This is a genomic window from Pectobacterium fontis, from assembly GCF_000803215.1.
In the GTDB taxonomy this organism is placed as follows: domain Bacteria; phylum Pseudomonadota; class Gammaproteobacteria; order Enterobacterales; family Enterobacteriaceae; genus Pectobacterium; species Pectobacterium fontis.
Map to the genome: position 1 here is coordinate 79,613 of NZ_JSXC01000019.1, position 13,858 is coordinate 93,470.

Annotated in this window: 12 protein-coding genes; 9 read left to right on the forward strand and 3 right to left on the reverse strand. The window is 51.9% G+C overall.

Annotation, left to right across the window (positions count from 1 at the left end):
* Positions 1-56: 56 nt before the first annotated feature.
* Together tatD and hemB are read left to right on the forward strand one after the other, a co-directional pair.
* Positions 57-839, forward strand: coding sequence for a 3'-5' ssDNA/RNA exonuclease TatD (gene tatD / locus OI69_RS07200; protein ID WP_039348040.1), 783 nt, complete (start codon positions 57-59; stop codon positions 837-839).
* Between the two features lie 17 nt (positions 840-856).
* The gene (hemB, locus tag OI69_RS07205; protein ID WP_039348042.1) at positions 857-1,879 is read left to right on the forward strand and encodes a porphobilinogen synthase; all 1,023 of its coding nucleotides are present in this window, start codon (positions 857-859) and stop codon (positions 1,877-1,879) included.
* An 84-nt stretch (positions 1,880-1,963) separates the two neighbouring features.
* On the opposite strand, the gene rfaH is transcribed toward hemB, so the two are convergent.
* Positions 1,964-2,452: a transcription/translation regulatory transformer protein RfaH gene (rfaH, locus tag OI69_RS07210; RefSeq protein WP_039348046.1), complete on the reverse strand. Its 489-nt coding sequence runs from the start codon at positions 2,450-2,452 to the stop codon at positions 1,964-1,966.
* Between the two features lie 189 nt (positions 2,453-2,641).
* Between rfaH and ubiD the strand changes: the two genes are divergently transcribed.
* The 3 genes from ubiD to OI69_RS07225 all read left to right on the forward strand — a co-directional run bounded on the left by ubiD (position 2,642) and on the right by OI69_RS07225 (position 6,005).
* Positions 2,642-4,138, forward strand: coding sequence for a 4-hydroxy-3-polyprenylbenzoate decarboxylase (ubiD, locus tag OI69_RS07215; RefSeq protein ID WP_039348049.1), 1,497 nt, complete (start codon positions 2,642-2,644; stop codon positions 4,136-4,138).
* 52 nt (positions 4,139-4,190) lie between these two features.
* Positions 4,191-4,892 carry an NAD(P)H-flavin reductase gene (gene fre, locus OI69_RS07220; RefSeq protein ID WP_039348052.1) on the forward strand — a complete coding sequence of 234 codons (702 nt, stop codon included), beginning with the start codon at positions 4,191-4,193 and terminating at the stop codon, positions 4,890-4,892.
* Positions 4,893-5,036: 144 nt separating this feature from the next.
* Positions 5,037-6,005 (forward strand): alpha/beta hydrolase family protein, encoded by a 969-nt coding sequence (locus OI69_RS07225; RefSeq protein ID WP_052198325.1) that lies wholly within the window; start codon positions 5,037-5,039, stop codon positions 6,003-6,005.
* 59 nt (positions 6,006-6,064) lie between these two features.
* On the opposite strand, the gene fadA is transcribed toward OI69_RS07225, so the two are convergent.
* Both fadA and fadB read right to left on the reverse strand, forming a co-directional pair.
* A complete protein-coding gene (fadA, locus tag OI69_RS07230) occupies positions 6,065-7,228 on the reverse strand; it encodes an acetyl-CoA C-acyltransferase FadA (RefSeq protein ID WP_039348055.1) in 1,164 nt (387 codons plus the stop codon).
* Between the two features lie 11 nt (positions 7,229-7,239).
* Positions 7,240-9,429 carry a fatty acid oxidation complex subunit alpha FadB gene (fadB, locus tag OI69_RS07235; protein ID WP_039348057.1) on the reverse strand — a complete coding sequence of 730 codons (2,190 nt, stop codon included), beginning with the start codon at positions 9,427-9,429 and terminating at the stop codon, positions 7,240-7,242.
* A gap of 185 nt (positions 9,430-9,614) precedes the next feature.
* Here fadB and pepQ point away from each other — a divergent pair, with 185 nt between their 5' ends.
* The 4 genes from pepQ to hemG are packed head-to-tail and all read left to right on the forward strand — an operon-like array spanning position 9,615 to position 13,613.
* The gene (pepQ, locus tag OI69_RS07240; RefSeq protein ID WP_039348060.1) at positions 9,615-10,946 is read left to right on the forward strand and encodes a Xaa-Pro dipeptidase; all 1,332 of its coding nucleotides are present in this window, start codon (positions 9,615-9,617) and stop codon (positions 10,944-10,946) included.
* Positions 10,946-11,560 (forward strand): IMPACT family protein, encoded by a 615-nt coding sequence (locus OI69_RS07245; protein WP_039348063.1) that lies wholly within the window; start codon positions 10,946-10,948, stop codon positions 11,558-11,560. Before pepQ ends, OI69_RS07245 begins: the two co-directional genes overlap by 1 nt.
* 40 nt (positions 11,561-11,600) lie before the next feature.
* The gene (gene trkH, locus OI69_RS07250; RefSeq protein ID WP_039348064.1) at positions 11,601-13,052 is read left to right on the forward strand and encodes a Trk system potassium transporter TrkH; all 1,452 of its coding nucleotides are present in this window, start codon (positions 11,601-11,603) and stop codon (positions 13,050-13,052) included.
* A 21-nt stretch (positions 13,053-13,073) separates the two neighbouring features.
* Positions 13,074-13,613, forward strand: a complete 540-nt coding sequence (hemG, locus tag OI69_RS07255; RefSeq protein ID WP_039348067.1) for a menaquinone-dependent protoporphyrinogen IX dehydrogenase — start codon at positions 13,074-13,076, stop codon at positions 13,611-13,613.
* Positions 13,614-13,858: the final 245 nt, after the last annotated feature.

The window sequence follows — 13,858 nt, forward strand, 5'->3', positions numbered from 1 at the left end:
CGGTAAAATGACCTCTCTTTGAGAGGTCTTATTTTTTATTCGCCAGAGTGAGAGTTATGTTTGATATCGGCGTCAACCTCACCAGTTCTCAGTTTGAAAAAGACAGGGGGCAGGTGGTTATCCGGGCAAAACAGGCGGGTGTCAGCGGCATCTTGATCACCGGAACCAATGCCAAAGAAAGCCGCCAGGCAATGGTGTTGGCACAAGCCTATCCCGATTACTGTTGGTCAACGGCGGGTGTCCATCCGCACGATGCCAACCAATGGAACGATGCTATTGCCGAACAAGTTCATCATATGGCAAACGCCGCCTGTGTGGTGGCTATTGGTGAATGCGGGTTGGATTTCAACCGTAACTTTTCGACGCAAGCAGAACAGGAACGGGCATTTAGCGCGCAGTTAGCAATAGCGGCTGAGTTGTCCATGCCGGTTTTCCTTCATTGTCGTGACGCGCATCCCCGCTTTATTTCTTTGCTGACGCCCTGGCTGAGCCAGTTACCCGCCGCGGTGGTTCACTGTTTTACCGGCAATCGTCACGAATTGGATGCGTGTCTGGCGGCGGGGCTGATGGTAGGCATTACCGGCTGGGTTTGCGATGAACGTCGCGGGCTGGAGCTACGCGCCTTACTGCCGCATATTCCTGCCGAGCGGCTGTTGGTGGAAACTGATGCACCTTATCTATTGCCTCGGGATTTACGCCCTAAACCGGTATCCCGCCGTAACGAACCCTGTTATCTGCCTCATATTATCCGCCAGATTGCGGCGTGGCGTGGTGAAGATGCCACATGGTTGGGACAGACAGCAGATGAAAATGCTCGCCGGGTTTTCCGGCTGGCCTGATTCAGGAGAATAATGACATGAGCACTGCTTTTCCCGGCACATTCCCCGGCCGACGTATGCGCCGTATTCGCCGCCATGATTTCAGTCGTCGCCTTGTCTCTGAAAATCAGTTGACGGTGAATGATTTGATTTATCCCGTTTTTGTGATGGAAGGAACAAATCATCGTCAGGAAGTTCCCTCAATGCCGGGGGTATACCGGATGACTATCGATGTGCTGCTGAAAGAAGCCGAAGAGATTGCCAAGCTCGGTGTTCCGGTGCTGTCACTGTTCCCCGTTATTGAAGCGGATAAGAAATCGCTCTATGCCGAAGAAGCCTATAACCCGGATGGTTTGGTGCCTCGTGCGATCCGTGCTCTAAAGGATGCCGTCCCAGAACTGGGTTTGCTGACGGATGTGGCGCTCGATCCTTATACCACACACGGGCAGGATGGGATTATTGATGAGGACGGCTATGTGGTTAATGACGTCACCAAGGAGCTTCTGGTGCGTCAGGCGTTGTCCCACGCGGAAGCGGGGGCGGAAATTATTGCGCCTAGCGATATGATGGATGGTCGCATCGGCGCTATCCGAGAGACACTTGAGGCGCAAAAATTCGTCAATACTCAGATTATGGCGTATTCCGCTAAGTATGCATCATGCTATTACGGCCCATTTCGCGATGCGGTGGGTTCAGCAGGTAATCTGAAAGGTGGCAACAAAAAAACCTACCAAATGGATCCGGCCAACAGCGATGAAGCCTTACAGGAAATCGCACAGGATTTGCAGGAAGGCGCGGATATGGTGATGGTCAAACCGGGGATGCCGTATCTGGATGTGGTTCGTCGCGTCAAGGATACGTTTGGTGTTCCTACGTTTGCTTATCAGGTTTCTGGCGAGTATGCGATGCACATGGCGGCGATTCAGAACGGCTGGTTGCAAGAGCAACCGGTAGTGATGGAGTCGCTGTTGTGCTTTAAACGCGCGGGCGCGGATGGGGTGCTGACCTATTTTGCCAAGCGTGTTGCACAGTGGCTACACGATCAGCATAGGCAACGCTAAACCTGTTCTCATCCAGCGTGATGTAAACATGCCGGATGAGGACAATCGCGTTGGACTATTTTTAAAGACTGTTTTTTCAAATAATTAGATTTTGCGAAACTCGCGATTATCGAGGCTCTGCCTGACCTGCTTGTTCAACATATTCAGCAACAGCATGGAACGGGCTTCGCCGTCGGGTTCAGTGTAGATAGCCTGAAGACCAGAAAAAATACCGTCGGTAATGACGACGCTATCGCCGGGCTGCGGCGTCTGTGGGTCGGTAATTCCCTGAGTAGGGCGGAGTGATAATTCGTCGATAACCTGTTGCGGGATCGTCGCTGGCAGCGCGCCAAATCGCACAAAATTGCTTACCCCACGCGTCGCACTGATGGTGGTGGTGTGGATGCGCTCAGGGTCGAACTCGACGAACAGGTAGTTTGGGAACAGTGGCTCGCAGACTTCAGTTCGTTTACCACGAACGATTTTATCCAGCGTGATCATGGGGCTGACGCAGGTTACGTCCTGACGTTCCAGGTGTTCTTTCGCTCGCAGCAGTTGACCGCGTTTACAATATAGTAAGTACCAGGCTTCCATAATTTCGCAGACTTATGATTCCGACGAGCAAGCATAACAAAAGCGTGCACGGATAAAAAATTTTCGGCAGATATTTTTGTTACCACACGATAGCGAGCCGATGACTGGATTCTTGCTACAAAAGGCGCTGAGGGAAGCGACAGGCTAGTGAAGAGACTTTATAATAGCCAGAACGATAGACTGCCCCTGATGAATAGCATGAAATACCGTGATTTACGCGAATTCCTCTCGCTGTTGGAAGAGAGAGGGGAGTTGAAACGCATTACTCAACCCATCGATCCCTATCTTGAAATGACGGAAATTGCCGACCGAACGCTGCGTGCAGAAGGCCCGGCTCTCCTGTTTGAAAATCCCAAAGGCTATGACATGCCGGTGCTGTGTAATTTATTTGGCACACCGAAACGTGTTGCATTGGGAATGGGGCAAGAGGATGTCAGCGCATTACGCGACGTGGGCAAACTGCTGGCGTTTCTGAAAGAGCCTGAGCCACCTAAAGGGTTTCGCGATCTGGTGGATAAAATGCCGAAGTTCCGCCAGGTGCTGAATATGCCGACGAAACGGCTGTCTTCTGCGCCGTGTCAGGAACAGATTTGGCAGGGCGATGATGTTGACCTGCGTCGGATTCCGGTGATGCAGTGCTGGCCGGAAGATGCTGCGCCGCTCATTACCTGGGGACTTACCGTGACGCGTGGGCCGCATAAAGAACGGCAGAATCTGGGCATCTATCGCCAGCAGGTGCTGGGTAAAAACAAACTGATCATGCGTTGGCTCTCTCATCGCGGCGGCGCACTGGATTTTCAGGAATGGTGTCAGGAAAATCCGGGGCAGCGTTTTCCGGTGTCTGTGGCGTTAGGGGCTGACCCTGCGACGATCCTCGGTGCCGTGACGCCCGTGCCAGATACGCTGTCGGAATATGCGTTTGCGGGTTTGCTGCGTGGGCATAAGACCGAAGTGGTGAAGTGTTTGTCGAACGAGCTGGAAGTGCCCGCCAGTGCGGAAATGGTTCTGGAAGGCTATATTGAACCCGGAGAAATGGCGGCAGAAGGGCCTTACGGCGACCATACCGGCTATTACAATGAAGTCGATCACTTCCCGGTTTTTACCGTCACACATATTACTCAACGCCAGAATGCCATTTATCATTCAACTTACACGGGGCGACCGCCGGATGAACCAGCAGTGCTGGGCGTGGCATTGAATGAAGTTTTCGTGCCGATCCTGCAAAAGCAGTTTCCTGAGATTGTCGATTTTTATTTGCCGCCGGAGGGTTGCTCTTACCGTCTGGCGGTCGTTACCATGAAGAAACAGTACGCGGGCCATGCCAAACGCGTCATGATGGGCGTCTGGTCTTTTTTACGCCAATTCATGTATACGAAGTTTGTCATTGTCTGCGATGATGACGTTAATGCCCGTGACTGGAATGACGTGATATGGGCGATCACGACACGGATGGATCCCGCTCGGGATACCGTGTTAGTGGAAAATACACCAATAGACTATCTTGATTTCGCTTCGCCAGTTTCTGGCCTCGGCTCCAAAATGGGTCTGGATGCCACCAATAAATGGCCTGGCGAAACGCAGCGCGAGTGGGGACGCCCCATCAAGAAAGACCCGCAGGTTTGTGCCCGCATTGACGAAATATGGGACGAACTGGCCATTTTTAGTGACAGAGAGCCTCGGCGTTAGCGGCGGCTGCTCTGTTCTCAGTTTTGCTTTTACGACCCTATAGAGGGAATGCATGACAACATTGAGCTGTAAAGTGACGTCGGTCGAAGCCATAACCGATACGGTCTATCGCGTTCGTTTGCTACCTGAAGCGCCGTTCTCCTTTCGGGCTGGTCAGTATCTGATGGTGGTGATGGGCGATCGAGATAAACGCCCTTTTTCACTGGCATCGACCCCAATGGATAACGACTTTATTGAGTTGCACATTGGGGCGTCCGAACTGAATCTTTACGCGATGGCCGTGATGGAACGCATTCACAAGGAAAAAGCGCTGACGGTCGATATTCCGCATGGTGAAGCCTGGCTGCGGGAAGAGAGTACGCGTCCATTGGTGCTGATTGCGGGTGGAACCGGTTTTTCGTATGTGCGTTCTATTCTTCTGACGGCGCTGGCGCAGCAGCCAGATCGTGATATCTCCGTTTATTGGGGGGGACGAGAATCTCAGCATCTGTACGATTTACCAGAGCTGGAAAGTTTTGGTGCTAAGTACGCCAACCTGCAAGTCGTGCCTGTCGTTGAACAGCCGGAAGCAGGATGGGATGGCAGAACCGGTACGGTGTTAAGTGCGGTGTTGCAGGATTACGGTTCGCTGGCGGAACACGATATTTACATTGCCGGGCGCTTTGAAATGGCGAAAATTGCGCGTGAGCGTTTTTGTAATGAACGCGGCGCGCTGGCTGCCCACATGTTCAGCGATGCATTTTCGTTTATTTGATTCATGAGTATCTATTGTTTGCTCAGGTTTTTTATTCAGCCTGAGCAGATATAAGCACCACTGCTGTCTTTATTGGCAGCAGTTTGGTTTTATTATTTTTTGTCCATATTATTCTGTCGTTTTTTATATCAAAGGGAAATTGAATTGAACGTAAAAATAATCAGTAATGTATTATTAACGATTAGTTTATTGGGTGGGGTAGGCGCAGCATTCTCATATCCTTTAAGTGACGTCGATTTATCTGAAGCACGCAAAGAATTTCACACGCAATTAATCAAGGATACCCTGGAGCCTGATGGAAAAGCGGATACTCCTCCAAAAGATATCTTCGATGTGATTCATTATCCTGCCGCTGTTGGTTCCCTTGTTGCCTATGTTTCCCCCGATCCTCATGATGGAAAACGTCATCCTGCTGTTGTCTGGGCACATGGCGGGTATGGTGGTATCGGCGATTTCTTCTGGGAACCGCAGGATGAGGATAACGATCAAAGTGCGCGAGCCTTTCGGGAAGCTGGCATCGTGATGATGGTGCCAAGTTGGCGCGGTGAGAATGATAATCCCGGCAAGTTTGAAATGTTTTATGGGGAAGTCGACGACCTGCATGCAGCACGAGAGTATCTGTCTAAACTGCCTTATGTCGATCCAGAACGTATTTATGTGGCAGGCCACAGTACTGGCGGAACGATGGCTTTATTAGCTAACGAGTATCGTTCTGGTTTTCGTGCGGCTTTTTCGTTGGGCGGGATCCCCGATTTGAAGGTACGACTTGATGCTGGTCGAACCGCTGTTGGGCCGTCATTTAATACGAACAATCCTAAAGAGTTTTATTTACGTTCGCCACGTACGTTTATTACCCATATCAAATCGCCCACTTTTTATTTTGAAGGGGAAGAGGACTATTGGGATGACGAACTGCCCGAGATGCAAGATAACGCGGTGAAGGCGAAAGTGCCGTTTTATTCATATAGCATTCCTGATAGCGATCACTTCAATATTATCTTGCCTACCACACGTCTGATTGCCCAGAAAATCCTACTGGATTCGGGGAAGGCCGTGAATATTAACTTTAACGCGCATGATATTCGGCGTATCAGTCAGGACGTAAAACGATAACAAACAGTAAGAGCGGTAGGAGGACTACCGCTCAGACCGTTGGTGGGATGTGAAGGGCGTTATACGCGCTCAAATACCGTAGCAATACCTTGCCCCAGCCCGATACACATTGTCGCTACGCCAAACTGGGCGTCACGGTTTTCCATTAGATTAATCAATGTCGTCGAGATGCGCGCGCCTGAGCAACCGAGCGGGTGCCCCAGTGCGATAGCCCCACCATTAAGATTGACCTTGTCATCAAGCTGCTCCAATAGCCCTAAATCTTTAATGCACGGCAGTGTCTGGGCGGCGAATGCCTCATTCAGTTCAAAAATACCAATATCGGTGAGGTTCAATCCTGCTCGTTTCAGCGCCAGTTTTGTCGCTGGGACAGGGCCGTAGCCCATAATCGAGGGATCGCAGCCGACCACCGCCATGGCTCGAATACGAGCGCGTACGGATAAGCCTAACGATGCTGCGCGGGATTCACTCATGATTAACATCGCTGATGCGCCATCGGACAGTGCAGAAGACGACCCGGCGGTCACGGTGCCGTTAACGGGATCAAACGCCGGTTTGAGTGCAGCAAGGCTAGCGACGGTGGTGTCTGGGCGAATGACTTCATCATAATCGAAACGTTGCAGCACGCCGTCTGCATCATGCCCGGCGGTGGGGACGATTTCATGGCGGAATGCCCCTGATTGGGTGGCGTGATGGGCGCGTTGGTGTGAGCGGGCGGCAAACTGATCCTGCATCTCACGACTGATATGGTGCATACGTGCCAGCATTTCGGCCGTTAGCCCCATCATCCCCGCCGCTTTCGCGATGGTACGGCTCAGCCCCGGATGAAAATCGACGCCATGGTTCATCGGCACATGTCCCATATGCTCAACGCCGCCGATTAAGCAAACATTCGCGTCGCCGACTATAATGGCGCGGGCGGCATCGTGAAGCGCCTGCATGGAGGAGCCACACAGCCGGTTAACCGTGGTAGCGGGAACGCTCATCGGGATTTCTGCCAGCAAAGCGGCATTGCGAGCGACGTTGAAGCCTTGCTCCAGCGTTTGCTGCACACATCCCCAATAGATATCGTCGATCTCATGGGCATCCAGCGCCGCGTTACGGCTCAATAGGCTACGCATCAGATGGGCTGACAGATCTTCGGCTCTCACCTGACGGAAAGCACCGCCTTTCGAGCGTCCCATTGGCGTACGAACGGCATCAACAATCACTACCTTTTCCATATTTCCTGCCCTCATGACGGTTGGCCGTAAGAAACATCTGCGTGTGGCGCGACCGATGGATAATAGCCTTCATTGTCTCTGGCTTTCTGCTGCAAGCCATCGGGCACTTGATAGATTGCGCCGAGGTGTTCCAACTGCTGCGCCATTTCGACATAACGGGCGCTGCCCAGCGTATCCAGATAGCGACAGGCTCCGCCGTGGAAGGGAGGGAAACCTAATCCGTATACCAACGCCATGTCTGCTTCAGCAGGACTGGTGACGATACCTTCTTCCAGACAGCGCGCGACTTCATTAATCATCGGGATCATCATACGTGCGATAATATCTTCTGCGCTGAATGCGTTTTTCGCCTGGCTGATACCTTGAAGGAGCGTATCTACGGCTTCATCCTGCTCTTTACGCGGCTTGCCTTTGCTATCGGTTTGATAGCGGTAGAAGCCTTGGCCATTTTTCTGCCCGAAACGCTGATGTTCAAACAACGCGTCAATCGCGTCACGGTAATCTTTCGCCATACGCTGTGGGAAGCCAGCGGCCATCACCGCTTGCGCATGGTGGGCAGTATCAATGCCGACCACATCCAGCAGATAGGCCGGACCCATTGGCCAACCGAATTTTTTCTCCATGACCTTATCGATTTCGCGGAAATCGGCACCGTCCCTGAGCAGTAGGCTGAACGCCGCGAAGTAGGGGAACAGTACCCGATTGACGAAGAATCCAGGGCAGTCGTTCACGACAATCGGCGTTTTGCCCATCTTGCTGGCGTAAGCCACCACGCTGGCGATAGTGCTGTCACTGGTTTGAGGGCCGCGAATAATTTCGACGAGTGGCATGCGGTGCACTGGGTTGAAGAAGTGCATACCGCAGAAATTTTGCGGTCGCTTTAACGAAGCCGCTAGCACAGCAATCGGGATAGTTGAGGTATTCGAAGCCAGAATCGTCTTCTCGCTGATGTGCGATTCAGTTTCGGCAAGTACGCTGGCTTTGATTTTCGGGTTCTCAACCACGGCTTCAACGACGATGTCGGTACGCTCGAATCCGGCGTAATCCAGCGTGGGGTGAATACTGGCCAGAATCGTCGCCATTTTCATGCCATCCAGCTTGCCTCGCTCCATCTGTTTATTCAGCAGCTTAGCCGCTTCATTCATCCCCAGCGCCAGCGGCTTCTCGCTGATATCTTTCATTCGAATCGGCACGCCTTTAAACGCGGATTGATAGGCAATTCCCCCGCCCATAATGCCCGCACCGAGTACGGCGGCCTGCTGTGGCACGGATGTTTCGCCAACCAGTTTCTTCGCTTTGCCTTTAACATACTGATCGTTGAGGAAAATACCGACGAGCGCACGAGCTTCATTTGAACGCGCCAGTTGAACGAAATGCTGCGTTTCAAGTTGCAATGCGTCATCGCGCGTCATCGTTGCGGCAGTTTCAATGGTTTTTACGGCTAACATCGGTGCCGGATAGTGTTTGCCAGCGGTTTGCAGCACCATCGCTTTGGCGGTGGTAAAGCTCATCATGGCTTCTATTTGGTTGAGTTTCAGCGGGGCAAGTTTCGGGCGGCGGTAAGCCTGCCAGTCCAGTGCGCCGCTCATCGCCTGTTTCAACATCTTGATGGCGGCGGGAACGAGCTTGTCATTCGCCACCACGGCCTGCACCAGCCCCACTTTTAAGGCATCGGCTGCGCTAATGTCTTTACCGGCGGCGATGATCTCCAGTGCGCTATCCGCGCCCAGTAGACGCGGCAGTCTTACCGTACCGCCAAAGCCCGGCATGATCCCCAGCTTGGTTTCAGGAAGCCCGATTCGGGCGTCTGGCGTAGCTAAACGAAAATCGGTCGCCAGTACGCATTCACAGCCGCCGCCCAGCGCATAACTATTAATTGCAGACAGCGTGGGAACGGGTAAATCCTCAAGACGGTTGAAAATGCGGTTGGCGAAGACAAGCCATTCATGCAGTTTTTCTGCCGGTGCGGCAAAAAGAGAAAGAAATTCCGTGATATCGGCACCGACAATAAAGGCCGGTTTGTCTGAGCGCAACAGTAAGCCCTTCAGGTTCGGCTGCTCAGCCAGAATGTCCAGCGCTTTACCCAGGCTGGCCACCGTGCGGGTATCTAGCTTGTTGACGGAGCCAGAGGCAGAAAATACCAGCTCGGCAATGCCGTCCTCAAGCCAGTTAAGGTAGAGGGATTCACCTTGATAAAGCATGTTTATCTCCGCTGTTTGTGTAAGTGATCTGGTATGACCAGATGATCAAATTGTGGTTTTAATGTTAATTTTTTGCAAACGATAGATTAATTTTTTGCCGAATCGATCACAAAGCACCGGACGCTGCCCTTGAGGGATGCCTGTGGTAAAATGGAGGGATCATGTCGTGACGTACAAGGATACTCATGGAAAAGCTGGCTTCTTTATATCATCACCATCTGGCTACGCTGCAAGCGCGTGCTCAGGCGGTTTTAGCACGCCATCAGCTTGATGCATTACTGATTCACTCTGGTGAGCTGTTGACCGTTTTTCTGGACGATCACGACTATCCTTTCAAGGTTAATCCGCAGTTTAAAGCCTGGGTGCCCGTCACGCAGGTGCCGAACTGCTGGCTGTGGGTTGACGGCGTTAATCCGCCAAAGCTGTGGTTCTACTCGCCGGTTGATTACTGGCACAACGTGGCGGCGGTTCCCGAGAGTTTTTGGACGGAAGAGATTGATATTGCGGTGCTACGCCATGCTGATGACATCGGGCAGTACCTGCCATCGCAGCGCGAGCGTGTTGCCTATATCGGCTACGCCCCGCAGCGTGCGCAGAATTTGGGGATTCGCACGGACAATATTAACCCTCAGGGTGTGCTGGATTACTTGCACTATTACCGCGCTTACAAAACCGATTACGAGCTGGCCTGCATGCGCGAGGCGCAGAAGACCGCCGTTATCGGTCATCGGGCGGCGCATGAAGCGTTTCTGTCCGGTATGAGCGAATTCGATATCAATCTGGCGTATCTGACCGCCACTGGTCATCGAGATATCGATGTCCCTTACGGTAATATCATTGCATTAAATGAGCACGCGGCGGTGTTGCACTATACCCAGCTCGATCATCAGGTGCCTGCCGATGTTCGCAGCTTCCTGATTGATGCGGGAGCCGAATATAACGGGTACGCCGCCGATCTGACGCGTACCTATTCCGCGCAGAGCGATAGCGCGTTTGCCCAACTGATTAAAGATCTCAATCAGGAAATGCTCGCACTGATTGATACTGTTCAGGCGGGAGTACGCTATACCGATTACCATATTCAGATGCATCAGCGGATTGCGAAGCTGCTGAAGTCACATCAGTTGGTGCGTGATATCAGCGAAGAGGCAATGGTGGAGCAAGGGCTCACGTCACCTTTCCTGCCGCACGGTCTCGGTCATCCACTGGGGTTGCAGGTACATGATGTCGCTGGATTTATGCAAGACGATCGCGGTACGCATCTGGCAGCACCGTCGCAGCATCCTTACCTGCGTTGTACCCGCGTGCTGGAACCTGGCATGGTCATGACGATCGAACCTGGCATCTATTTCATCGAATCTTTGCTTGCGCCATGGCGTGAAGGGGAACTTAGCCAACACGTTGACTGGCAAAAAATCGACGCGTTGAAACCGTTTGGCGGTATTCGCATCGAAGATAATATTGTCATTCATGACGGGCGCGTGGAAAACATGACGCGCGACCTGAATCTGGCCTGATGCAAGCGTATCCCATTCCTGCTGCACCAGTGAGTTTCAGCGAGGAAATCAAGAAAAGCCGCTTTACGACGATCCTGGCGGCAACGCCGGGAATCGACGCGGCAAAAACGTTCATCCAGCAGATTAGGGAAGAACACGCCTCAGCGGGGCACCACTGCTGGGCGTTTGTTGCGGGAGCGCCTGACGATTCCCTGCAACTTGGCTTTTCTGACGATGGCGAGCCGTCCGGCACCGCGGGTAAACCCATGCTGTCGCAACTGATGGGAAGCGGTATCGGTGAGATTACTGCCGTGGTCGTGCGCTACTATGGTGGAATACCGTTGGGCACCGGTGGGTTGGTGAAGGCCTATGGTGGTGGCGTTCAGCACGCGCTGAAGCTGCTATCGCTGCAAGAGAAAGTCTTGCAACAAGAGTATGGCTTACAATGTGACTATGCGCTGTTGCCTCAGGTAGAATCTCTGATCTTCCAGCTTGGCGGAAAAGTGTTGCATAGCGAGTATGGTGTGGAAGTCGTGTTGCGTTTCTCTATTCCCATCAGGAAAACGGAGGAGGCGGCAATGAAATTGCGTGATTTAAGCCGTGGCGTGTTGCATTTATTGCCTATTCCACAATAATCCCAGCGCTTTTTTATGAATCATTAAGGAATTCCCTGAGATGCACTTGCGCGCCATAACCCGTATTGTCGGCCAGTTGGTTATCCTATTTTCTGGGACGATGGTCATCCCTGGACTGGTGGCGTTAATTTACCGCGATGGTGCAGGCCGGGCATTTACGCAGACATTTATTGTCGCGCTGGCCATTGGCATCATGCTATGGCTACCAAACCGAAAACAGAAGCATGAACTGAAATCGCGAGAAGGGTTCCTGATCGTTGTCCTCTTCTGGACGGTGCTGGGAAGCGTCGGTGCGCTGCCTTTCCTGTTCGCAGAACACCCTAATTTGGGCATAACGGATGCGTTTTTTGAATCGTTCTCAGGGTTAACGACAACGGGAGCAACCACGCTGGTCGGGCTGGATTCTCTGCCTAAAGCTATCCTGTTCTATCGACAAATGCTGCAATGGTTTGGTGGGATGGGGATCATCGTACTCGCTGTTGCCATCCTGCCGATTCTTGGCGTCGGCGGGATGCAGCTTTATCGTGCTGAAATGCCGGGGCCGCTGAAGGAAAATAAAATGCGCCCGCGTATTGCCGATACGGCGAAAACGCTGTGGCTGATTTATCTCTTACTTACCATTGCTTGCGCCGTTGCGCTCTGGCTGGCTGGCATGCCCGTGTTTGATGCGATTGGACATAGCTTCTCTACCGTTTCTGTCGGCGGATTTTCGACTCATGATGCCAGTATTGGCTACTTCAATAGTCCGACGATTAACACCATCATCGCCATATTCCTGCTGATTTCCGGCTGTAACTTTGGTTTGCACTTTGCCCTGCTGAGCGGTCGCAGCCTGAAAGTATACTGGCGTGACCCAGAATTCCGCATGTTCATTTTTGTTCAACTGTCGCTGGTGGCCGTGTGTACGATTGTCCTGTGGTTTCACCATGTTTATGACAGCGGGATGCAGACGATCAATCAGGCATTTTTCCAGGTTGTCTCCATGGCGACAACGGCAGGGTTTACGACGGATAGTATTGCAGCGTGGCCACTGTTTCTGCCGGTTTTGTTGCTGTGTTCCGCGTTTATTGGCGGGTGTGCAGGCTCAACCGGGGGCGGTCTGAAAGTGATTCGTATCCTACTGCTTTTCCTGCAAGGATCGCGTGAGCTTAAGCGTTTAGTGCACCCGAATGCGGTGTACACCATTAAGTTAGGCCACCGGGCGTTGCCAGAACGTATCCTTGAAGCGGTATGGGGATTCTTTTCCGCCTATGCGCTGGTTTTTATTGTCAGCATGTTGGCCGTTATTGCGACAGGCGTTGATGATTTTTCCGCGTTTGCTGCGGTCGCTGCCACATTGAATAATCTGGGGCCGGGGCTTGGCGTCGTCGCTGAGAATTTTACGTCGATGAATGATACAGCGAAATGGATTCTGATACTGACAATGCTGTTTGGTCGTTTAGAAGTCTTCACGCTTTTAGTGCTGTTTACGCCAACCTTCTGGCGGGAATAGCCTCCATAAGGATAAAGAACAATGAAAGCTTTGATCGTGTTTTCAAGCCGGGATGGGCAAACCAGAGCGATTGCCTCCTATATTGCGAATACGCTGAAAGGAACTCTGGAGTGTGATGTTGTTAACGTACTCAATGCGAATGATATCGACCTGAGCCAATACGATCGGGTTCTGATTGGGGCATCGATTCGATACGGGCGCTTTCATCCTGCGGTAAATCAATTTATCCATAAGCATCTGGCTTCTCTCCAACAACGGTCCAGCGCATTCTTCTCCGTAAACCTAACTGCGCGCAAACCAGAAAAGCGTACGATACAAACCAATGCCTATACGCGTAAATTCCTGCTGAATTCTCCTTGGCAGCCGGATTTGTGCTGTGTGTTCGCTGGTGCTTTGCGTTATCCGCGCTATCGTTGGTTCGATCGGGTAATGATCCAACTTATTATGCGAATAACGGGCGGTGAAACGGATAGTACAAAAGAAGTTGAATACACGGACTGGCAGCAGGTTGCACGTTTCGCTCAGGATTTCGCCCATTTAACGGCGAAAAATCCGGCATAACGATGTCTTTTAATTCGCTTTGCTGAAAAAATCCCCACTCGATAATTATTTTGCATTTAGCGCTTGTCAGGCGGCGAGAAGTCCCTATAATGCGCCTCCACTGACACGGCAACAGCGACACGCGGTTGCGATGACAGGAAAAAGATTTAAAAAAAACAGTCAGTAATGACTTGACTGTAAAGCGGATTAGCATAAGATATGCAGCCCGCGCCACGAGAGATTGTGGCACTGCTCTTTAACAATTT

What these genes read in the sequence shown, in the direction of transcription:
- tatD (WP_039348040.1), top strand. Translation starts at nt 57, where the DNA reads ATGTTTGATATCGGCGTCAACCTCACCAGTTCTCAGTTTGAAAAAGAC.
- hemB (WP_039348042.1), top strand. Translation starts at nt 857, where the DNA reads ATGAGCACTGCTTTTCCCGGCACATTCCCCGGCCGACGTATGCGCCGT.
- rfaH (WP_039348046.1), bottom strand. Translation starts at nt 2,452, where the DNA reads ATGGAAGCCTGGTACTTACTATATTGTAAACGCGGTCAACTGCTGCGA.
- ubiD (WP_039348049.1), top strand. Translation starts at nt 2,642, where the DNA reads ATGAATAGCATGAAATACCGTGATTTACGCGAATTCCTCTCGCTGTTG.
- fre (WP_039348052.1), top strand. Translation starts at nt 4,191, where the DNA reads ATGACAACATTGAGCTGTAAAGTGACGTCGGTCGAAGCCATAACCGAT.
- fadA (WP_039348055.1), bottom strand. Translation starts at nt 7,228, where the DNA reads ATGGAAAAGGTAGTGATTGTTGATGCCGTTCGTACGCCAATGGGACGC.
- fadB (WP_039348057.1), bottom strand. Translation starts at nt 9,429, where the DNA reads ATGCTTTATCAAGGTGAATCCCTCTACCTTAACTGGCTTGAGGACGGC.
- pepQ (WP_039348060.1), top strand. Translation starts at nt 9,615, where the DNA reads ATGGAAAAGCTGGCTTCTTTATATCATCACCATCTGGCTACGCTGCAA.
- OI69_RS07245 (WP_039348063.1), top strand. Translation starts at nt 10,946, where the DNA reads ATGCAAGCGTATCCCATTCCTGCTGCACCAGTGAGTTTCAGCGAGGAA.
- trkH (WP_039348064.1), top strand. Translation starts at nt 11,601, where the DNA reads ATGCACTTGCGCGCCATAACCCGTATTGTCGGCCAGTTGGTTATCCTA.
- hemG (WP_039348067.1), top strand. Translation starts at nt 13,074, where the DNA reads ATGAAAGCTTTGATCGTGTTTTCAAGCCGGGATGGGCAAACCAGAGCG.